This is a genomic window from Mesorhizobium sp. L-8-3 (assembly GCF_016756615.1).
Taxonomy (GTDB): Bacteria; Pseudomonadota; Alphaproteobacteria; order Rhizobiales; family Rhizobiaceae.
In genome coordinates, this window is sequence record NZ_AP023262.1 from 2537642 (window position 1) to 2558959 (window position 21318).

At 65.2% G+C, this 21318-nt stretch carries 13 protein-coding genes; 4 read left to right on the forward strand and 9 right to left on the reverse strand.

The annotated features are described in order from the left end of the window. Window positions 1-36: 36 nt before the first annotated feature. The 3 genes from JN302_RS12020 to JN302_RS12030 form a co-directional block, all read right to left on the reverse strand. On the reverse strand, window positions 37-1173 hold the full coding sequence (locus JN302_RS12020; RefSeq protein WP_202333001.1) for an acyltransferase family protein: 1137 nt from the start codon (window positions 1171-1173) through the stop codon (window positions 37-39). A gap of 250 nt (window positions 1174-1423) precedes the next feature. Continuing rightward, window positions 1424-1789: a cell division protein ZapA gene (locus tag JN302_RS12025; RefSeq protein ID WP_202312374.1), complete on the reverse strand. Its 366-nt coding sequence runs from the start codon at window positions 1787-1789 to the stop codon at window positions 1424-1426. A 4-nt stretch (window positions 1790-1793) separates the two neighbouring features. Beyond that, a complete protein-coding gene (locus JN302_RS12030; protein WP_202333002.1) occupies window positions 1794-2066 on the reverse strand; it encodes a DUF4164 domain-containing protein in 273 nt (90 codons plus the stop codon). A gap of 356 nt (window positions 2067-2422) precedes the next feature. On the opposite strand from JN302_RS12030, the gene tkt reads away from it, so the two are divergent. Next, window positions 2423-4414, forward strand: a complete 1992-nt coding sequence (tkt, locus tag JN302_RS12035) for a transketolase (protein WP_202333003.1) — start codon at window positions 2423-2425, stop codon at window positions 4412-4414. A 184-nt stretch (window positions 4415-4598) separates the two neighbouring features. Further along, window positions 4599-5609, forward strand: coding sequence for a type I glyceraldehyde-3-phosphate dehydrogenase (gap, locus tag JN302_RS12040; RefSeq protein WP_202333004.1), 1011 nt, complete (start codon window positions 4599-4601; stop codon window positions 5607-5609). Between the two features lie 819 nt (window positions 5610-6428). On the opposite strand, the gene JN302_RS12045 is transcribed toward gap, so the two are convergent. Beyond that, entirely contained in the window at window positions 6429-8987 is a 2559-nt protein-coding gene (locus JN302_RS12045; RefSeq protein ID WP_202333005.1) for a TIGR02302 family protein, read from the reverse strand. A 361-nt stretch (window positions 8988-9348) separates the two neighbouring features. Between JN302_RS12045 and JN302_RS12050 the strand changes: the two genes are divergently transcribed. After that, the gene (locus tag JN302_RS12050) at window positions 9349-12297 is read left to right on the forward strand and encodes an ATP-binding protein (protein WP_202312386.1); all 2949 of its coding nucleotides are present in this window, start codon (window positions 9349-9351) and stop codon (window positions 12295-12297) included. Window positions 12298-12317: 20 nt separating this feature from the next. Here JN302_RS12050 and JN302_RS12055 read toward each other — a convergent pair whose 3' ends face one another. From JN302_RS12055 to argH, 5 genes are all read right to left on the reverse strand, one after another. Then, window positions 12318-16127: a Dyp-type peroxidase domain-containing protein gene (locus JN302_RS12055; RefSeq protein ID WP_202333006.1), complete on the reverse strand. Its 3810-nt coding sequence runs from the start codon at window positions 16125-16127 to the stop codon at window positions 12318-12320. Window positions 16128-16140: 13 nt separating this feature from the next. Further along, window positions 16141-16926, reverse strand: a complete 786-nt coding sequence (locus tag JN302_RS12060) for a hypothetical protein (RefSeq protein WP_202333007.1) — start codon at window positions 16924-16926, stop codon at window positions 16141-16143. Window positions 16927-17333: 407 nt separating this feature from the next. Next, window positions 17334-18602 (reverse strand): diaminopimelate decarboxylase, encoded by a 1269-nt coding sequence (gene lysA / locus JN302_RS12065; protein ID WP_202333008.1) that lies wholly within the window; start codon window positions 18600-18602, stop codon window positions 17334-17336. 234 nt (window positions 18603-18836) lie between these two features. Beyond that, complete coding sequence (lptM, locus tag JN302_RS12070) at window positions 18837-19040, reverse strand: LPS translocon maturation chaperone LptM (RefSeq protein ID WP_202312391.1); 204 nt, start codon at window positions 19038-19040, stop codon at window positions 18837-18839. Window positions 19041-19174: 134 nt separating this feature from the next. Continuing rightward, complete coding sequence (gene argH, locus JN302_RS12075; RefSeq protein WP_202333009.1) at window positions 19175-20575, reverse strand: argininosuccinate lyase; 1401 nt, start codon at window positions 20573-20575, stop codon at window positions 19175-19177. A 33-nt stretch (window positions 20576-20608) separates the two neighbouring features. On the opposite strand from argH, the gene tlpA reads away from it, so the two are divergent. Beyond that, entirely contained in the window at window positions 20609-21292 is a 684-nt protein-coding gene (tlpA, locus tag JN302_RS12080; protein WP_202333010.1) for a thiol:disulfide interchange protein TlpA, read from the forward strand. Window positions 21293-21318: the final 26 nt, after the last annotated feature.

The window sequence follows — 21318 nt, forward strand, 5'->3', positions numbered from 1 at the left end:
CCGGTCGCGCTTCGACCATTGGTGGCGGGGGTGGGATCACGCGGCCTCCATCGCGGGATGGCCAGTCCCGGCCCTGGTCTTTGGGGGCCGATCGACCTCCGTCCCGGGCGCGACCAATGGTGTGAGGGGGAAGTAACGCTTGAAGCCGTTGATCGGCTTTTCCAGAAGCAGCCATGAAAGGCAGGCAACCGCCAGGGTCGCCGCGCCGCCCACAGTCAGCCAGCCCAGCCCGTAGTCGGACATATCCATCGGGATCCATGGCTGGGCCTTGATCACCAGCGCCAGCACGACGATGTGGTAGAGATAGAGGCCGTAGCTGATGCGGCCGAGCGCTCGCAGCGGCGACCACTCCATGAACCTGCCGACTGCGCCCTTGAACCCTGTCGATGCGAGGCCCACGAGAACGACGAGCGGCGCAAGAGGAAGTACTTCCCTCGCGATCCACAGCAGCCACTGGAGAAGCGGGCCGGTCGGCCTGGGATCGAGCCAGGACAAGACGATAAAGGCGCCGCCCAGGATCAGCGCCGCGGGTTTCAGTCCGCGCGGCCAGGCTGCCGTCCCGGCGCGGCAGACCGCCAGAAGGCCCCCGGCGGCAAGCGCGTCCATGGAGGCCGGAGGAAGCAGGTCGCGGGCGATGGTCGGCGTGCCGGTGAGCGGCCAACAGAGGCGGTAGGCGAGCGACAATGCGATGAAGGCGATGCAGATGCGCCCGAGGAAACGCATGGGCGCTGTGAGCATGATCAGCGGCCAGACGAGATAGAACTGCTCCTCGATGCTGAGCGTCCAGCTATGCACCAGCACCCAGGGCATCCATTCGCCGCGGACCGCATACCAGAAGTTCGAGAGGAACAGCGCCTGCCACGCCAGCCCGTCCCGGGCCTGCTCCAGATCGATCGCTCCGACAAATGCCAGCATGGCGAAATAGGCTGGGAAAATCCGAAGCACGCGCCGCGCATAGAAGAACTTCAGCGCATGTCGCAGGTCGAAATCCGGGCCTCCGCGTGCCTGCAGCAGGATGCGGGTGATCAGGAAACCGCTGAGAACGAAGAAGAGACGGACACCCAGATGTCCAAGGTTGGAGCCCGGCACTGCAAAATGCGCATAAAGGACCAGGAGAACGGCGAGGGCCCTGACACTATCGAGCTGTCTATCGTACAAGTTGAATCCCCGCATTCGGTTCGAGAGTGAACCGTGCAGATCGTTACGCTCCCCATTCTAGACTGTTAGTGGTGTTGATATTGCGGCGCAAGAAATTGAGTGTTGCACTGCGATACAGGATGTGATCGCAGTCTCTACTTTGCCGCTGGCTGCCTTGTCGGCTTGCAATTCGGCGACAGTTTCGGATGCGTCCGCGTGGCTCCAAGGGAGCGCACGATCCGTTCCGGGAATTTGCGTCCAGGAAGGCGAATGGGCTCGAGGCGGCTCAGGTCCGCTTTGCCGTCAGCTTCGCGGCCAGGGCTTCCATCCGGTCGGACAGGCCGCCGAGCGCGCCGGTCAGGGCGGCGTCGTTCTTGTCGGCCTTGATCAGAGCGTCGTCGCGGGTCTTGCGGAGCGTGACGATCTCGCTCTCCATGCCCTTCACGCGCTTCTGCAGTTCCGACAGCTCGTCCATGACCATGATCCCGGCCATGACTGTCAGCCTCTGGTCGCCGATCTCGCCGAAGGAATCCTTGAGATGGGAGACATAGCGGTCGAAATGTTGGGCAAGGCCGATCAGGTGCTCTTCCTGGCCTTCGTCGCAGGCCATCCGATACTGCTTGCCGTCGATCGTCACGGTCACTTGCGGCATGGCGTCACCTGTCGAGCACGGCGCGAATGGTTTCCATGGCGGTCACGAGCCGGCGGGAGACTTCCTTGTTGGCTTCCTCGAGACGCTCGGCGCGCGCCTCGGAATTGTCCAGCTCCTGCGCGAGCCGCGCCCTGTCGGCGTTCATGCGCTGCACTTCGGCTTCGGCCTCGGAGTAGTCCTGGTCCTGCTCCAGTCGCGCGGCCACGGCATTTTCCAACGCCTCGATCGCCTTGCCGAGCCGTCCGATGACCTCCTTGAGTGTTGCTTCTCCGGTCATGGCTCCTGTTCCAAGCCCGCCCAGCATCGAATCGCACGCATTCCAAACGCGTTGCCCGGGAAAGCTTATGCGGGGCGCGAAGCGGGCGTCAACAAAGCTCTTGGCGCTTTCCCCTCCATTTGTGCCGGCGAGCCGGGTGTGGCGGCCCTACCCGCCGGCAAGGCTCGTCCGGGCCACTCGGCTTTGGTGCAAGCTGGCGGTCTGATCGACCATAGGTGCTTGTTAAATCGTTTTAGGCGTGACGCGGCGACGCTACCCGATTTATTGACTCCGTACGGCCAACTGCTATGTGTCCCCCAGCCTTGGAAGGGGCCAGGCCAATCGCCCCCGAAACCCTCCGAACCCTGCGAGCGATCATGAGCAACCGCGAAAAACACGACCGGATGGCGAATGCGATCCGCTTCCTTTCCATGGACGCCGTCGAGAAGGCCAATTCGGGGCACCCCGGCCTGCCGATGGGCGCGGCCGACATCGCGACGGTGCTGTTCACGCGCTTCCTGAAATATGATCCGAAAAACCCGCACTGGCCCGATCGCGACCGCTTCGTGCTGTCGGCGGGCCACGGGTCGATGCTGCTCTACTCGCTGCTCTATCTGACCGGCTACGAAGACGTCACGATCGACGAGATCAAGAGTTTCCGCCAGCTCGGATCGCGCACGGCCGGCCATCCCGAATACGGCCACGCCGCCGGCATCGAGACGACCACCGGTCCGCTCGGCCAGGGCCTGGCCAATTCCGTGGGCATGGCGCTCGCCGAGCGCATCCTCAACGCCAGGTTCGGCGACGACCTCGTCGACCACTATACCTATGTGCTGGTCGGCGACGGCTGCCTGATGGAGGGCATCTCGCAGGAGGCCCTGGCGCTGGCCGGCCATCTGCAGCTCAGCAAGCTGATCGTCATCTGGGACCACAACAACATCTCCATCGACGGCCCCGTGTCGCTCGCGGACAATACGGACCAGCTCGCGCGCTTCGCGGCGTCCGGCTGGAATACGCTCGCATGCGACGGCCACGACCCCGACCAGATCGCCGACGCGCTGGAGCGCGCCCGCGGTTCCAACCGGCCGACGCTGATCGCGGCCAAGACCACGATCGGTTTCGGTGCGCCGACCAAGGCCGGCACCAACAAGGTGCATGGCTCGCCGCTGGGCGCCGATGAAGTCGCGGCCGCCCGCAAGACGCTCGGCTGGGACGCCGCACCCTTCGAGGTCCCCTCCGACATCCTCGACGCCTGGCGCCTGGCCGGCCTCAATGCCGGAAAGAAGCGGGCGCCATGGGAGAAGCGGCTCGCGGTCGCCGACGCCGAGGTCCGCGCCGAGTTCGAGCGGCGCATGCGCGGGGAGCTTCCGGGCGGACTCGACGCCGCGATCGCCGACTACAAGCAGAAGCTGGCCGCCGACAGGCCGAAGGTCGCGACCCGCAAATCCTCCGAGATGGCGCTCGAAGTCATCAACGGCATCGTGCCCGAGACGATCGGCGGCTCGGCCGACCTGACCGGTTCCAACAACACCAAGACCAGCCAGACCAAGGCGATCGCCGCGGGCGACTACGGCAACCGCTACGTCCATTACGGCATCCGCGAGCACGGCATGGCCGCGGCCATGAACGGCATGACGCTGCATGGCGGCGTCATCCCCTATGGCGGCACCTTCCTGTGCTTCTCCGACTATGCGCGTCCGGCGATGCGTCTCGCCTCGCTGATGGGCATCCGGACGATCTTCGTGATGACCCACGATTCCATCGGCCTCGGCGAGGACGGCCCGACCCACCAGCCCGTCGAGCACCTGGCCGCGCTGCGCGCCATCCCGAACCACACCGTGTTCCGCCCGGCCGACGCGACCGAGGCGGCGGAATGCTGGCAGATCGCGCTCGAGACGCCAAAGACGCCGTCGACGCTGGCCCTGACGCGCCAGAATCTGCCTGCCGTGCGCACCGAATACACGGAAGAGAACCTGTGCCGCTACGGCGCCTACGAACTGGCCAGGGCCGACGGCACGGCTGCGGTCACCATCTTCGCCTCCGGGTCGGAAGTGGAGATCGCGATGGCCGCCCGCAGCCTGCTGCAGGCGCAGGGCCATGCGACACGCGTCGTTTCCGTTCCCGCCTTCGAGCTGTTCGAGAAGCAGGCCGACAGCTACAAGGCCGCCATCCTCGGTGATGCTCCCGTCAGGGTCGCGATCGAGGCGGGCATCCGGCAGGGCTGGGACCGCTTCATCGGCACCGACGGCATCTTCATCGGCATGACCGGCTTCGGCGCGAGCGGCACGATCGAGCAGCTCTACGCGCATTTCGGCATCACGGCGGACGCGACCGTCAAGGCTGTCGAGGCGCGTCTGGCCAGGCGTTGAGGCCTCGGACCTTGGCCGAACCGGCTTGATCAGGGCCGCACGGCGGGGCGCGACAAAAACCCGCTCCGCCGTGGATTCCGTTCAAACGATTTGACCGTCGGCAGCCGCTGGATTCTTGGCGCGGCCGTGGTTAAGAAGCGGCGGGCACGTTTCAACCCGCTTTCACGCTCCCCGGGAGAAAGATATGACCGTCAGAGTTGCCATCAACGGATTTGGCCGCATCGGCCGCAACATCGTGCGCGCCATCTACGAATCCGGCCGCAAGGATATCGACGTCGTCGCCGTCAACGATCTCGGCCCGGTCGAGACCAACGCCCATCTGCTGCGCTTCGACAGCGTGCATGGCAGGTTCCCGCGCGAGGTCGACGTCCATGGCGACACGATCAGCATCGGCAGCGACAAGTTCAAGGTCACCGCGATCAAGGATCCGTCGCAGCTTCCCTGGAAGGATCTCGGCGTCGATATCGCGCTCGAATGCACGGGGATCTTCACCGCGCGCGACAAGGCGGCCGCCCATCTGACGGCCGGCGCCAAGCGCGTCATCGTCTCGGCTCCGTCGGACGGCGCCGACCTGACCGTGGTCTACGGCATCAACCACGACCAGTTGACCAAGGACCATGTCGTCGTCTCCAACGCGTCATGCACCACCAATTGCCTGGCGCCGCTCGCCAAGGTTCTGAACGACGCGGTCGGCATCGAAAAGGGCATGATGACCACCATCCACTCCTACACCGGCGACCAGCCGACGCTGGACACGATGCACAAGGATCTCTACCGGGGCCGCGCCGCCGCGCTCTCGCAGATCCCGACGTCGACGGGTGCCGCCAAGGCGATCGGCCTCGTCCTGCCCGAGCTGAAGGGCAAGCTCGACGGCGTGTCGATCCGCGTGCCGACCCCGAACGTGTCGGTCGTCGACCTGAAGTTCGTGGCGAGCCGGAACACCACCGTCGAGGAAATCAACGAGGCGGTCATCGCCGCCTCCAAGGGCAAGCTCAAGGGCATCCTCGGCGTCACGCATCACCCGAACGTGTCGATCGATTTCAACCACGATCCGCATTCCTCGACCCTGGCGCTCGACCAGACCAAGGTCATGGGCGGCAACTTCGTGTCGGTGCTGTCCTGGTACGACAATGAATGGGGCTTCTCGAACCGCATGGCCGACACCGCCGTGGCCCTCGGCCAGACCATCGCCTGATCGCGGCTTCGAGCATCGGACAAGGACGCGGGCTCCGGCTGAAAGGCCGGGGCCCGTTTCGCATCCGGAGAAGCAAGCCTGCCGTCGCTTTCCGGACCGCGTGGCTTTTGAAGCGGTTGGATTTTCCGATCATCTGCTGCGGCCATCTGACTGTGACGATCGAGGCGTTTTCCCCTGTAGACAACAGGAAATCTGCAGGACAACACCTGTTTCTTCGCCGGCTCGGAACGAGCGTCAAGAAATTGGATATTTCAGTCATCAGGCCAGATTGCAGACGCTCTTCAGCGGAGGCGGCTGCCCCGGACTTTGACGGTCTGGCGCCGCCCCTCATCCGCCTGCCAGCGTCGGGCGCCATCCTGGATGAAAAGTGCCGCGTGTCTTCGCACCCCTCTCTGTCCACCTGATATCTCCCCCACAAGGGGGGAGACTGGCTGTCATCGATGACGGCACTCGTCCTGCGACGTCGACGATTGGCGAAATCCAAGCGGCCGGCCAGTCTCCCCCCTTGTGGGGAGATGTCCGGCAGGACAGAGAGGGGTATCTGGCAAAGCCTTATACGACTGAAATCAAAAGGCTTTCCACCCCACTTCCATGGCAGGGGCGACGCATGCGGTCGAGGTTTGCAAAGCGAGCACTGGAAGGCGACAGCGATGAACCGGCGCAGCTTCCCATCGTGAAATCGCCGGTCAAGAATTCCATCGCCGTGGAGCCGAAGTCAACGCGGAAACGGCGTGGGTCATCAAGAAGTGACCAGGCCGACGCCGAGCACCGGCTCTTGCGGCGAATTTCCCGATCAGGGGACCGTCGGCCGAAGCGCGCTCACTTCATGTCGAGCAATCGTTCCAGATATTCCCGCTCGAGTTGCGGGCTCAGCGCATTGCCAAGCCGCTCGCGGATCGCATCGAGAATCCGGCGGGCGCGCTGGACGTCTATCTCGTCGGGCACCTCGACCGAATCGCCGAAATCGGGGCCCGTCGTCGCGCGCGGCCGGCCGAGCGGGTCGCGGTCGGAGCTCTGCTGACGGCCGCCTTCCTGGCCGCCGCCATCCTCGCCCTGCATGGCCTGCATCATCTGGTTCATCATGTCCTGGGCGCCGCGCCGCAGCGCTTCCAGCGCGCGGCCCTGCTCGCCCGTGGCGCGCTCGCCTTCGCCCTGGCCGAGCGCTCCCTCGGCCTCGCCCATGGCCTCGCCGGCCTCCCCGAAACCCTCGCCGGGCTGGATGCCGAGGCCCTCCAGTCCCTTCATGAGAGCTTCAAGGTCCTTGCGGAGCTGGCCCTGGCCCTCCTGCAACTGCTTCAGCGCTTCGGCGAACTCCTCCGGAGACATCCCGCCCTGGCCCTGCTCGCCGGGCTGGCCCTGCTGGCCTTCCTGTTGCTCGCCCTGCTGGCCCTGACCGCGCTGGCGCTGGCCGCGCTGCATCTGGTCCATGCGGAAGGTTTCGTTCATCATCTCCTGCTGGCGGCGCATGATGTTGCCCAGCTCGTCCATGCGCTGGCGCATCTCGCTGTTTTCCTGGCCGCTCTGTCCGCGCCGCTGCTGGCGTCCCGCCTGCAGATTGTTCATCATGTCCTGCAGCTGCGACAGCAGCTCCTGCGCCTTGTCCCGGCTGCCCGACTTGGCGAGGTTCTCGATCTGGTCGAGCATGCGATCGAGGTCGCTCTGGCGAAGCTCCTGGCCGGGCTGCGGCATCTGGTCGGCGAGATTGGGATTCTGCTGGGCCCGTTCGGCGAACTCCCTGAGGAATTCGTTCATCGCCTCGCGCAGCTCCTTCATCAGCCGGTCGATCTCCTCGTCGCTGGCGCCGTTTTCCAGCGCCTGCCTGAGGGCCTCCTGGGCCTGGGCGAGCCGCTTCTCGGCTGCCGACAGGTCGCCGTCCTCGATGCCGAGCGCGATCTGCCAGAAATAGTCCGCGACGTCGCGCAGCTGATCGTCGGTCGAGGCCACCTTGAGGCGCGTCCTGGCGCTCATCAATGCGAGATAATGCGACAGCTCGGGGATCGTGTCCTCCGGTCGCAGCGTTATGGCGTCGAGAAGCTCCAGCACCCGCGCCTTGCGGTTGGCGTCCAGCGCCAGGATGCGCCGCTGTTCGACCACCGCCCTGGCCAGCGGGTTGCTGAAGGGGCGCTGCGGCATGACGATCGTCTTGGTTTCGCTCGACGCTTCCTGTTTCGCGGCATCCACGGCTTTGAGGGTCACCTTGACCCGCTCTCCCGCCCAGGCATGCTCGGTGAGATCGCGCGTCGTCCTGGCGGCCGGCCCTTTGGCGCCGCGACGCGGCAACGCAAGCGACATTTCGGGCGCTTCGTAGAGCGGGCGCGCATCCGGCGCCTGCGGATCGGCGAGTTCGAACTCCGCCTTGGCCGAGGCGACGCCGTAGTCGTCCTCGACTTCGTAGTTGAGCTCCAGCGTGCCGTTCAGGGCGCGTTTCGGCTCGCCGGAGAAGCGGACGGCCGGCGGCTTGTCCGGGATGACGGCGAAGTTCCAGCTGTTCAGCGCTGACGCGCCGGACTTCAAGCTGAGCACGCCGTCGGCTTCCAGCTTTCCCGCGAACTGACGCGTGGCGCCGGCCCCGACCGGCTGCGCCGCATCGGCGGGCGCCTTGGGAGCGATTTCGCGGCTGTTTCCCGCGGCATCGGTGTAGGCGAGGGTTTCCTCGCCCGTGCCGCCGGCGACGCGCAGCGCGACCTCGCTGCCCGTCGGCACGGTGAAGACCGCCGTATTCTGGTTGGCATCGCTGGTCAGGAAAATCGGCGGCTTGCCGGTGTAGGCCGGCGGGGTCACCCAGGCGTCGATGCGAGGCGGCAGCACGTCGCGGCCGGCATGGGCGCGGAAGGCGTCGTCAGGGCTGCCGCCGAAGGGGCCGAAGGAAAAGGCGAAGGCGGTGACGAGCAGAAGGGCTGCCAATGCGCGCAGCCCCCAAGGGTCACGCTCGGGGACATGGGGCCTCGGAAGGTCGCTCCCGAGGTCGTCGAGCCGCGCGGCCATACGCCTGCGGTGCTCCCGCCACAGTGCTTCGGCGAACAGGCCGCCCTTGCCGCTCAACCGATCCGTCTGGACCGACACCGGCGAGTGCAAAAGCGCATTGGCCCGCTCGATACGGCGATCGACCTCCCGGGCCGTGGGCATCCGGAAGAAACGCAGCGGATAAAGCGCGGCGAGAGCCGCAAGCGCGAAGCAGGCGGCGAGGGCCAGCCTCGGCGTGTCGGGCATCAGCCGGAACAGGCCGAACCAGGAAACGGTGAGGAACAGGCTGACGACGACGAGAAGGGGCAGGATGAGCGGCCAGATCCGCTCAAGGACCATGGCGGCCCGCGTGGTGATGCGTGTGCGGGTGAGCCGTCCGCCAGACATCCCGCTCTCGCTTCCGTGTTCCGCCATCGGCCTTTCCGCTGGAACGCGCCTTCATGGCGCGGATCCTCTCAAACAAAGCATAACATCGATCGCGGCAAAGACGAGGCAAGTTGCGAAATCGTGATCGAGCCGGGTGCGGGTGCTCCGAGACCACACTGGGCCGCCGCTCAAGGCCCGAAACCATGAAACGCATCGCAAGGCGAAGGATGAAGAAGACCGCCCAGCCGCCTTGCAGGCCCGAAATCCGTCATGAGAAGCGCGGACATCAATCCTTGCCTGCCGTGCTCTCAGGCGATGGATACCGGAAAAACAACCTTTCGTCGTCTGTGCGCGGCCGTCTCTTCTGCGGTACAATGAAGCGTCGAGCCCTCCCGCCGGATGTGCCGCCGTGCCAGACGAAGCGACGTCCGCTCCCCAAGCAAGTGCCGAAGGCCGACCCGCCGGCACGGCAGCGGAACTCGCGGCCAATGCCGAGCGCAGCATCGTCACCATCCTCGTCGCGGACACGATCGATTCCACGGACCATATAGCGGGGGTCGACCCAGACGAGGCCGAGCAATTCCTCGATCCGATATTCCGCCATGTCGGCGGCGCCGTGCGGCAGGCCGGCGGCATGCTCGTCAGCTTCTCGGGCGACGGCGGCGTCGCCGTGTTCGGATGGCCGGACTCGCAGGAAGATCATGCCGACAGGGCATGCGAGGCCGCCTGGCTGATCCAGCAGCCGGCGCTCGACGCCGCGCCGCTGCGCGACGCCGACGGTCGTCCCATCCGCCTTCGCGTCGGGGTCCATTCAGGGCTGGTCGGGCTTCGGCAGCTGGACATCGGCTTCGGCAGTCGCCTCGACACCGTCGGCGGCACGGTGCATATCGCGGCCGCGCTCCAAAAACGCGCGCCGCCCGACGGCATCCTCATCAGCTCGCGGACGCAGGAGCTGTGCCGATCGGAACTCGTCCTGCAGCCCCATGAAGACCTTCCCGCCCTGCAAAAGGTCAAGGCGCGCGTTTTCCGTCTTCTGAGCCGCCCCGGACGACCGGCGGCGCATGACATATTGCGCAGCTACCAGCTTCCCCTGATCGGCCGCAGCGCGGAGCGGGAAGTCCTGCGCAAGGCTCAGTCCGAGCCGGCAGGCGCAAAGCGAACCGTCGCAATCATCGGCGAGCCCGGCATCGGCAAGTCCAGACTGGCTGCCGCAGCCATCGAGGACGCGCAGGCAAGCGGCATGCTCGTCCTCATCTTCCATTGCGACAGCCGCAAAAGAACGACGCCCTATGCAGCCATACGTTCGCTCATCCTGGGAGCACTGTTCCTGGGCGACACGGCATCGGACGAAGAAATCGCCGCGGCACTTGGAAAGGCAGGCGCGGAAAAAGCAGGCGACGCGCTCGGAGCGGTCCTTTACTTCGGGCGGGCCGACGGGGGTGATCACGCCAGCCCGATGACGCCGACCCAGGTCGCCCGCAAGCTGGTGGAGACCCTGACCAGGATCCTGGCGAGCAAGGCTCCCGCCCTGATCGTGGTGGAAGACATCCATCACCTCGATCTCGAGAGCATGAATTGCCTGAAGCTGCTCGCCGGCGCTTCGGCAACATGCTCGTTGCTGCTTACGGGGCGACCCGAGACGTCGACCGAGCTGGACGATGTCGTCGGGACGCTCCTGCGGCTCGATTCCCTGCCGCGCGAGGACATGCAGGAAATGGCGCGCCGGCTCTGGCCGGGCACCGAGCCGCCGCCGGGTCTGATCGAGAAGGCGATCGATCGGGCCGACGGCGTTCCTTTCGTTCTCGAGCAGATCATCCTGTCGCTGGCGAGCGACGGCACCGCCGATGCGCGGCTCCTGCCGGAAAGCGTCGAATCCGTCATTCACGCCCGCCTCAACCGGCTGCCGGCGACGGCCAAGTCTGCAGCACAGGCGCTGAGCCTGCTCGGGGAGGAGGTCGAAACCGATCTCGCGCTGCGGACGCTGGGACTGGACGCCGGGACGTTTCGCAGCGCCCGATCCGAGCTAGAGCGGCTGGAGATCATCCACCCGTCGACCGGGGCATGGATCCGTTTCCGCCACGCGATCGTGGCCGAGGCATGCTCGGAGATGCTGCCGGGCAACCGACGCAGGGAAATCCATCGGGCAGCGCACGCGGCGCTCAGGTCGCTTCATGCCGATCCAGGCCCATATTACGAGCGTCTGGCCTTCCATGCCGAAGGGGCGCAGGACGACGGAACCGCGCTGGAATATCTGTGGCTGGCGGCATTGCAGGCGCGCCGCTCCTCGGCCGTCGGCTCGCTCTATCTCATCTTCGAGCGGGCCATGCGCTGCATCGAGCGCATCGGAGAACCGGCCGAGCCGCGCTTCGTCGACTTCACCCTCATGGTCTTCGCGCAGATGCTGCAGATCGGCGAGTTCGCCAGGATGAACGCCTATCTGCCGCGAACGATGGAACTGGCCGAGAAGCAGAACCGCCCCGACAAGGTCTGTGCCGCCCTGTGCCATATGGCGATGGTCTGCTGGTTCGAGGGCAGATATGCGGAGGCGCTCCGACACGGGGAAACGGCATCGGCGATGGCCCGGGCACAGGAGCACGTACCGCTGATCTTCGCGTCGCAGCTCATGGTCGCCAATGCGCTGCACGGGATGGGCGCGATCGAGCGCGCCATCGCACTGCTGGGCGAGTTGTGCGAGATGCTGACAGGCGAGCTCAGGACCGCCCGGCTCGGCGCGGCCGCCATACCAAGTTCCATGGCGCGCGGCTTCATGAGCTGGTTCGTCCTGGAGGTCGGCCGCTTCGCCCTCGGCCTCTCCTACGCCGAAGAAGCGCTCGATATCGCGGTTTCCGCCGGCGATGCCTATTCCGAGGTGCTGGCACGGCTTGCCCTCGGACGCTGCCTGATCATGCTCAAGCGCGACGAGGAAGCGCAGCAATGTCTCAGCGCGGCACTCGAAACGAGCGAGCGCAACGGCTACGACGCCATCAAGCCGAACCTTGTCGGCCATCTGGCAACCGCGCTTTCCCGCTGCGGCCGGGCGGAGGAGGCCGTGCGCATGGTGGAGGCGTGGCTTCGGCACGGCCACGAAAAGCGTACGGGGCGCCTCGAGCTATTCCATCTGGACGCGGGTTACGGGGAGGCACTGTTCCGCAGCGGGGCGACAGCATCGGGACTGGCCGCGATCGACCGCGCCGTCGAGGCCGTTCGCGCCATCGACAGTCCCTCTCGGATCGCCCAGGGTGTCGGCCTGCGCGCGCGTCTGCGCTCGCAGATCGAGCCGGACAGCCCGCTCGTCGCAAGCGACCTGGCCGAGGAGAGAGTGCTTTGCCGGCAGTTCGGTCTCGTCGCCTTGCGGTAGTCCGTGTCGGCAGGAGACCGCTACGGTTCCGGCCGTACCTTATCGAACCGCGCCGTCAGGCCGACGATCACGTTGAGCATCGTTTTCGGCTCGCCGGCCGGTCCCGCTACCCTCTGCAGGTTGTCGAGACGCCCTGCTGCCAGCAGACATCTCTGCAATAGATAAAGGGCGAGCCGGTCCCGCCCCCAGCACGTGCGATGGACCTTCTCATCGTCGCCGACGGCGCCAAACAGCAGAAAGTCCTCGAGCGGGCGGGGAGGTCCGGGAAGGTAGGGGTGGAGCGAAAACAGGAGCGGCTGCTCATGCTTGCGCGGATCCAGGTTCGCGGCTCCGATCAGCGAGGCAACCCATTCGTTCGGCTGCACCACGGCACCGCTGGGCAATGCATCGTCCTGCACGCAGCGGCGCATGAGGATCTCGAATATCGGGCGAAGCCGGGTCGTCTCATAGATGATCCGGTGGACGGCCTCGTCAGCGCTGTCCGCTGACTTCCGGCGCAAGAGCGCGAGCAGGTCGGCGAGATCGATCCCGAAGTCGAACAGGGCACCCATGATCGCCCCGAAAGCCATCGGAACGACGGCAATCGTCGTTCCCGTCAACTCCAGAAGAAGCATGCGGACGTCGGAATAGTAGTCCTTCTTCGTATAGTCATACTCCTCGACGAAATAGTCTGCCTTGTGGACGAAGGCGTGGACCAGATTTTGCGGTCGCGGCGGCGGAGACGATCTCGCTTTTTCAAGGATGAGGTCGATATGCGCGAGGAATTCGGTTCCGGCCTTGAGGGAGATCCCCTTGACTTCCTCCTGGAGGCGATGGTTTGCGACCAGGTCCAACAGAACCGCAACGGCCCAGACCTGCATGGTCTTGAGCCCCGGATTGTCCGGTCGCTGCGCGCCGAGCGCGGACAGCCACTCCGGACTGATCTCGCCGAAATGCCGCTTCGAGAAAGGCAGGGCGACGGCGAGTTCGGTAAGCCAATCAGGGCCCGGCACGCCGAACAAGTCGTCGATCACACCGTAGGCCGTTTCGGTTGCGAGGTCATGCACGAGATCGATGCGGCGCGAAGGTCCCGTGCGGCGAAGGGTCGAGAGGATCTGGCGATCCGCGATCCGGGCCAGCCGGCGACGTGCGCCCACAGCATCGTCGAGATCTTTCCAGCAAGTGTCGAGAATGCGCATCATGCGGCAGCGCGTCTCGGCAGTTTCCGAGCCCGGCTCGGTGCCGATCAGGATGTCGCCGTAACGACTGATACGCCGACCCGCATCGCGGTAGTGGGCCACCGAATGAATGATCTTCTCTTTTTTCTTCTTCTTGCCTTTCAGGCGCATTTTGAGGACCGTCTTCACATCCGCGTGGCGAGCGACGAAGACGACGGGCGAGGACGCGGGATCGCCAGGAGAGGGCGGACCCGGCGGTTCGACCCGAACCGCGGTTTTCTGCCCCGACAGGATCGCGCGTCCATAGGAGGCGAGCCGATCGCGGTCAAAAAGGTCGGGCGTTCTGGTATCCCCCATGCTGTAGCCCTTGAACGGTAAATCGCACGGATCGATGGGGAACTTGTTGCCGTTGGCGATGGCCTTGATTCCGGGCAGGCCGGGCGCGAAGAAGTAGTCGCCGCCGCGGGTCGTCACGAAGCGCGGCAGTCCGGTGATCGGGGCGACGGCATCCGCCTCCAGGAACATGTCGCCTGGCCGCCCGTGATTGGATCCGGCGATCGGACAGCGCGCCAACCCGGCCTGGCCGAGGAATTCGCCCTTGTTGATCCAGACGGCCTGGACCACTTCGAATTGCAGGTCGATGCGCGCATTGGCGGCGACGAACAGAAGACCGCGCTTGTTGCCGTCGCCAAGGGCGCCCTCCTTCAGGAAGGGGCCGCCATAGCTGATGGAACGCCGCAGGATGCGGTGGCGGCGGACGTTGTTCGACCCGCCGATGTCGCGTGGATTCGTTCTTCTTACATGCGCGGCCAGGGGGCACTTGCGGCCGTCCGGATCGTCGGCGGCGTAGAGGAAGTCGTTCATCTGGCCGTCCGGATCCCGCCCGAGTTCCAGGGGCGCGTCCGGCGACAGGACCAGGGGCGTGCCGTTCCTCCAGCGGCCCATGAACTGCGATACGAGCTTCTCCTGCGCCTCCTTGTCCTTCGGGCGCTGCCTGGCAAGGAAAATGCGAAGCCCGGCGACGTCCTGCTCGAGCTTGCGGAACACGAGATAGGTGGATCCGCGCCGCAACAGCGGATGAGCCGGCTGTTGATGAAGATTGCCGTCCTCGTCGGGCTCGTCGAGAAATATCTCGCCGGGCGCGACCGGGATCCAGGTGCGATTGCGCCCCGGCGTGCCACCGCCGCGCGCCGTATCGCCCAGGCGCATGTCCACAAAGGGCTGGCTTATGCCGTCGCGGAAGCCGAAATGTTCCCTGCGATAGGTCGGCCCGCTTGTGCCGTGGCAACCGTGCGCGTCATAGGGGTCCTCTCCGATCTCGATATGCAGCAGTTCCATGCCGATCAGCCTGAAGAACAGGTTCAGGATCAATCTCAGAAACCAGCCCCAGTCGCCCGATCGGGCATTGAAGGCGTGCGCATCGTCGCGCAGTGCCTGCCAAAGGGCGGGATCGGCCGGATTGCTCTCCTCCCCCACGAGATAGCCGCCCGTGACATATCCGTGCAGGCGTTTCAGTCCCAATGGACCTTCCCAGAATTCGGGCGCGCTCTGCCCGGTGTCGCCGAGACGTTCCGCACGAGCGGCCATGCCTTCCCTGAACGCGTCCGGGAAAGAGGCGAGCGTCGCCTGGTCAAGCTTGAGGGCTGCCAGCCCGGAGTGCGTGAAAGCGATGTTGATGGGGGCCGGGTCCCAGCGCCGATCGAACATTCCGGGCTTGGGCACATCGTCTTCGGCGCGCTCGCTTCGCGTTATGCCGACGAGTTTCCTGCCGTCGACGGTCAGATGGGCCGGCGCCAACTGGCGCAGCATTTCGTAAAGGCAGACCGACGGCAATCCGCCCGCCAGGGCATTCGCCCCCGCCGAAGCCGCATTGTGGCCAAACGCCAGGAAACCGCTTTCGAACGCTTCCCGATCCTGCAGGATACTCATGAAGGCGGCGACCATGGTCCTGAGCAGTTCAGGCAGAAGCCGTGACTTGACGGGCTGCCCGACGATCGCGCCCGCGACCGCCTGCAAGAGGGCGCGAACGGCTGCCGGATTGTCGCTCAGGGCGGGGAGCAACGCCGCTGCCAGTTGCTGGAGCCCTCCCGGCCGGTCGGCAAGGACCCCCAGCGTCTCGGCCAGTTCGGACGGGTTCCCGCCGACGGCGTTGTCCAGGATCTGTTCGATCAGGGTGTCCTGTTTGTCCCCTGCCGGCAAAGGATCCGCAACGGAGATCCCCGCGCAGCCAAGCAGCAGCTCAAACGTCCGGACAAGCCTGGTGGTGTCGGCTTCGGCAATCAGGTGAAGCCAGTCGAGGAAGAGCTGCGCCGGCATGTCGGGAGCGAGCGCGGCCTGCGCGCCTTCGCATTCTTCCTCATCCCGCGGGACGTTCCCCCTTTTGTCCCAATCGATCAACTCCTGCTCGACAACGCCGGCATTCATCAGGGCCGGATCGGCCAGGGACAAAGCGATCTCTTCGACGACGGCGGCGTTTGCGTCCAAATCGCCGGGTTTGATTTGCTTGAGGCGGCGGATGTCCTGACGGACTTCCGCCTGCGTCAGGATGCGGAAAAAGAAGAAGAAGGACCAGGTGCGGGTCTTGCCGTCCGCGAATCTCGACGCCCTGCCGATATGCGCCTGGACCGCATCGGCCAAGGATTCTGAAGCAGCAATGTGCGGATCATCCGCCATGATCGTTTCCCCGTCAGCAGTCTCCAGTCTCGTAAGTTCCTGCCGCCGTCGGGAAACCGCTGGCGTGCTGCTGATTCTCGCGCAGGAATTCGTCGAACAGCTCGTCCATCGAGGCCGTCCGCTTGCCGGTCGGCGTCCTCACCTTGGCGACGAAGGCGTCGAATCGCCGCTTGAACTCTTCAAGTTGCCTGATGCGCACAACCGACAGGTTCGGATAGCGGGTGTAGAACAGGTCGCACCGGATCTGGTAGCGCCGAACCCAGGCCCAGAATGCCTCGAAATTGTCCGTCGAGGGAAAGTCCTCGCAATTGCGAAAGACATTGTCGAATTCATTGTCGACGAATTCCGCTATTTCCCTGAAATAGACTTTCAGGTCGCCATCGAAAGCGACCAGGGTAAGCAGCCAGGAACGCAGTTCCAGCCTTTCAGGAGTCCGACTTAGCTCGGTTTCGAGATAGTCGTCGATCGGCTGCGGTATCTTGAACGACGAACTCGACGGAGCAGGCTCACCCGGACAGTCATTTTCATAGGCGATACCGGGAAGGTCGGAATAGACGAGATACTGTTCCGGCCTGATGATGATCAACCGGCCGAAGTGAATCGAGTGAACCCTGTCGAGTTCAATCGGAATCCCCTGTTCGACACGCTTCTGGATCGTCGAGATGACGAAGCGCAGGCGCTCTTCATAGGTGCGGCGCTCTCCAGGGATCCGCCCCCGGCGGATCGGGGCAAGTACGGCGATCTCGGTGACGCCGCCGAGAGTCTTGGAAGTCGCAAAGTCGAGAGGCTTGAGAGGCATGGCCCAGCCTTTGACTGCTTTTCTACAGCGTGTTGCGTGAAAACGGATTTGCCCAACATGCTGTAGGTCTTTGATTTGACGCATGTCTTTGTCCCGAAACCGGTACCCACATTCGGGAGACATGCTTTAGAAAGGTATACAGTAAGATTATACTTCGGTTTAAGCAATAAATAATAAGGATTGTATTTATCGAGTGGTGCGTGTGATTTCTGCGCGGCGAGAAGTGCGGTGTGCTTGGCGGCGGTCATCGCGACGGCTGAGACTTACAGCCTATCGCATGAAAAAGGAGAGGCGCGATAAGCTGCAGGCTCCTGGTTTGGCGCAGGTGCTTTTTCCCGAAGCCGCCGCTCGCTTCAGACAGATATGCTTTGTGCTCCGCCGGGCGGACCGTGGTGCCGGGGACCCGCCTATGCCAGCCAGTCGGGCAGGGAATCCAGGCCGATCAGCGCCTCATAGCCCGGGCGCGGGCGCACGACATGGAAACGGTCGCCGTCGACCAGCACTTCCGGCACCAGCAGCCTGGTATTGTAGGTGCCGGCCTGGACCGCGCCATAGGCGCCTGCGGTGCCGACAGCGATGAGGTCGCCCGGCGCCAGCCGCGGCAGGTCGCGGTCGTGGCCCAGATAGTCGCCGGTCTCGCAGACCGGGCCGACGATATCGACGGTCATGCGCGGCGTGTCGGCGGCCGGCAGCACCACGGGCCGGATTTCGTGGAAGGCGTCGTAGAGCGTCGGCCGGATCAGATCGTTCATCGCGGCGTCGACGATCAGAAAATTCTTCGCGTCGCCTTCCTTCACATAGATGACTTCCGAGACCAGGATGCCGGCATTGCCGACGATCAGGCGGCCGGGCTCGAAGATCACCTTCAGCCCGAGGCTGGTCACGTGCTTCCTGACGATCTCGGCATAGGCGTCGGGCAGCGGCGGCGGGCTGTTGTCGGTGCGGTAGGGGATGCCGAGGCCGCCGCCGAGATCGACATGTTCGATCGCGTGGCCGTCGGCGCGCAGCGTGTCGACGAGCTCGGCAAGCAGGGCGAAGGCGTCGTCGAAAGGCTGCAGCTCGGTGATCTGGCTGCCGATATGGGTATCTATGCCGGTGACCTTGATGCCGGGCAGTTCGGCCGCGCGGGCGTAGACGGCGCGGGCGCGCTGCCAGGCGATGCCGAACTTGTTCTCGGCCTTGCCGGTGGAGATCTTCTTGTGGGTCCTGGCGTCGACATCGGGGTTGATGCGCAGCGACACCGGCGCGGTCCTGCCCGCCGCCACGGCGCGGGCAGAGAGCAGTTCGAGCTCCGGTTCGGATTCCACATTGAAGCAGTGGATGCCGGCGGCAAGCGCGAAATCCATCTCGCGCGCGGTCTTGCCGACGCCCGAGAACATGATCTTCGAGGCAGGGATGCCGGCGGCGAGCGCCCGCCGCAACTCTCCTTCCGAGACCACGTCGGCCCCGGCGCCGAGCCTTGCCAGCGTCCTCAGCACCGCCTGGTTCGAATTGGCCTTCATGGCATAGCAGACGAGCGCGTCGAGACCGGCGAAGGCGCGCGAGAAGACCTGGTAGTGGCGGGTCAGCGTGGCCGTCGAATAGCAGTAGAAAGGCGGGCCGACGGCAGCGGCGATCGCCGGGATCGCCACATCCTCGGCGTGCAGCACGCCGTCACGATAGTCGAAATGGTTCACGGTCTTGGGCCTTGGGGAAGCGGGGATTTGCAGGTCGATGCGAGGCCACCCCCCTCTGGCCTGCCGGCCATCTCCCCCTCAAGGGGGGAGATTGGCAGCTCCGACGTTGGCCATGCCCTGCAAACGATGCCAGGATACGAACGTCGGCGATGCGAGGGAATCTCCCCCCTTGAGGGGGAGATGGCCGGCAGGCCAGAGGGGGGTCTCACGGTCGACACCTAGGCTAGGATACACTCAAAGCAGCGGATCGAGCACGAAAGGTTTGTTCAGGTTCGGTTTCTCCGGCGCGGGCGGCAGCGGCTCGCCGGCCCTTTCGGCATCCCTTCGCGCCTGCATTCCAGCCTCGTAGGGCGTGTCGAGCGGGGCCTTGCGGCCACAGCCGGCGACGCCGAGAGCCGCGATCAGCACAAGGCCGACAAAAATCCTGCTTCCGGTCATCAAGCGTCCGTCCCGATCCATCCGTTGCCTTTCTCTAGTGCATCGGCCCGAAAATCAAGTGACGGAGCGCAGTGCCTTCACAGGGAGGCGGAGCTGCTCCAGGGAGATTTTCCTGGCGATGCATTTCCCCCGGGTCAGGCGTTCTTCAGGCGCTTGCGCCAGTAGCGGACCTGTTTCCTGACCTCCTGGGGGGCGGTGCCGCCGAAGGATTTGCGGCTCTTCACCGAATTCTGCACCGACAGCACGGAATAGACGTCGTCGGTGATGCCGGCATGCAGCGCCTTGAGTTCCTCCAGCGGCAACTTCTCCAGGCCGATCCTGCGCGCCTCGGCCAGCGCCACGGCGCGGCCGGTGACGTGATGGGCCTCGCGGAACGGCAGGCCGGCCTCGCGCACCAGCCAGTCGGCGAGGTCGGTCGCGGTGGAGTAGCCGGCGCCGGCGGCGCGTTTCATGGCGGCCTCGTTGAGCGTCATGTCGCTCACCATGCCGGTCATCGCGGCGAGCGACAGTTCCAGCGTCTCGGCGGCGTCGAAGACGGCTTCCTTGTCCTCCTGCATGTCCTTGGAATAGGAGAGCGGCAGCCCCTTCATGACGGTGAGCAGGCCCATGAGATGGCCGTTGACGCGGCCGGTCTTGGCGCGGATCAGCTCGGCCGCGTCAGGGTTCTTCTTCTGCGGCATGATCGACGAGCCGGTCGAAAAACTGTCGGACAGCCGCACGAAGCCGAATTGCGGGGTCGACCAGATGACGATCTCCTCCGCCAGCCGCGACAGATGGGTCGACGCGATCGCCGCGATCGACAGGAACTCCAGCGCGAAGTCGCGGTCCGAGACGCTGTCCAGCGAGTTTCGCGTCGGCTCGCGGAAACCCAGCGCCCTGGCGGTGTGGTGACGGTCGATCGGGAAGCCGGTGCCGGCGAGTGCCGCTGCCCCCAGCGGGCTCTCGTCCATGCGCCCGATCGCGTCGCGCACGCGCGAAAGGTCGCGGCCGAACATCTCGACATAGGCCATGGCATGATGGCCGAAGGTGACGGGCTGCGCGGCCTGGAGATGGGTGAAGCCCGGCATCACCGTGGCCGCATGGGCCTCCGCCTTGTCGAGGAAGGCTGATATCAGCCGCTTCAGCGCCCCGGCCGTGCGCTGAAGCTCCTCCTTCACCCAGAGGCGGAAATCGACGGCCACCTGGTCGTTGCGCGAGCGGGCGGTGTGCAGCCGTCCGGCAGCCGGTCCGATCAGCTCGGCCAGCCGCGCCTCGACATTCATGTGGATGTCCTCGAGCCGTGTCGAAAACGTGAAGTCGCCGTCCTCGATCTCTTTCAGAATCGTGTTCAGCCCGTGAGCGATTTTCTGTTGATCTTCGGCCGAAATGATGCCGGTTTCGGCCAGCATCTCGGAATGCGCGAGCGAGCCGCGGATGTCCTGGGCGTAGAGCTTCCTGTCGAAGGAGATCGAGGCGTTGATCGCCTCCATGACGGCCGCCGGACCCGAGGCAAAACGTCCGCCCCACATCTGGTTGCTGGCCTTCTTGTCGTTCATCGTGATAACCCGCGCGCACGGAGAAAAAGAAAAATGTCAGACGGCAAAAAGCTCTTCCCGGCCACGCGCCTGATTTTGCTCGCCGTTGCCGCCGGCGCCATTGCCGGTGCCGTGGCGGTATACGTGAGCGAAACCCCATCTGGCAACAATGCGCAGCCGGCGGCGGCGAGCCTCGCCGCGACGGACGAGGACAAGGCCTGCGCGCTGAAGGCGGACAAGGCCAAGGCGCTCGCCAGCGCGGCGGTCGGCCAGGTCGCGGCCATGCTGCCGGCCGATCCGCCACAATCGCTGAAGGGCCTTTCCTTCAACGGGCCGGACGGCAAGCCGATGACGCTCGCCGATCGCGCCGGCAAGACGCTGCTGGTCAATCTGTGGGCGACCTGGTGCGCGCCCTGCCGCGCGGAGATGCCGGCGCTCGACGCGCTGCAGAAGGAGATGGGCAGCGACAGGTTCGAGGTCGTCGCCATCAACATCGATACCGGCGACGACACCAAGCCGAAGAAGTTCCTCGGCGAGACCGGCGTCACCGCGCTCGGCTACTATCGCGATGCGACCATGGGCGTGTTCGAGGACCTGAAGAAGCGTGCCCTGGCGCTCGGCCTGCCGGTGACGCTTCTCATCGACCCAGAAGGCTGCCTGCTGGCAAATATGAACGGCCCGGCTGAGTGGGCGAGCGATGATGCGAAGAGGTTGATTGGGACAGCAATTGGAGGATAGCGAGTAGCGAGTAGGAAGACAGCGAA

Excerpts from the sequence above, each read along its gene's own strand:
- JN302_RS12030 (WP_202333002.1), bottom strand. The coding sequence starts at position 2,066 with ATGACCGGAGAAGCAACACTCAAGGAGGTCATCGGACGGCTCGGCAAG.
- argH (WP_202333009.1), bottom strand. The coding sequence starts at position 20,575 with ATGAACGACAAGAAGGCCAGCAACCAGATGTGGGGCGGACGTTTTGCC.
- JN302_RS12055 (WP_202333006.1), bottom strand. The coding sequence starts at position 16,127 with ATGGCGGATGATCCGCACATTGCTGCTTCAGAATCCTTGGCCGATGCG.
- tkt (WP_202333003.1), top strand. The coding sequence starts at position 2,423 with ATGAGCAACCGCGAAAAACACGACCGGATGGCGAATGCGATCCGCTTC.
- JN302_RS12060 (WP_202333007.1), bottom strand. The coding sequence starts at position 16,926 with ATGCCTCTCAAGCCTCTCGACTTTGCGACTTCCAAGACTCTCGGCGGC.
- JN302_RS12025 (WP_202312374.1), bottom strand. The coding sequence starts at position 1,789 with ATGCCGCAAGTGACCGTGACGATCGACGGCAAGCAGTATCGGATGGCC.
- lptM (WP_202312391.1), bottom strand. The coding sequence starts at position 19,040 with ATGACCGGAAGCAGGATTTTTGTCGGCCTTGTGCTGATCGCGGCTCTC.
- JN302_RS12045 (WP_202333005.1), bottom strand. The coding sequence starts at position 8,987 with ATGGCGGAACACGGAAGCGAGAGCGGGATGTCTGGCGGACGGCTCACC.
- gap (WP_202333004.1), top strand. The coding sequence starts at position 4,599 with ATGACCGTCAGAGTTGCCATCAACGGATTTGGCCGCATCGGCCGCAAC.
- JN302_RS12020 (WP_202333001.1), bottom strand. The coding sequence starts at position 1,173 with ATGCGGGGATTCAACTTGTACGATAGACAGCTCGATAGTGTCAGGGCC.
- tlpA (WP_202333010.1), top strand. The coding sequence starts at position 20,609 with ATGTCAGACGGCAAAAAGCTCTTCCCGGCCACGCGCCTGATTTTGCTC.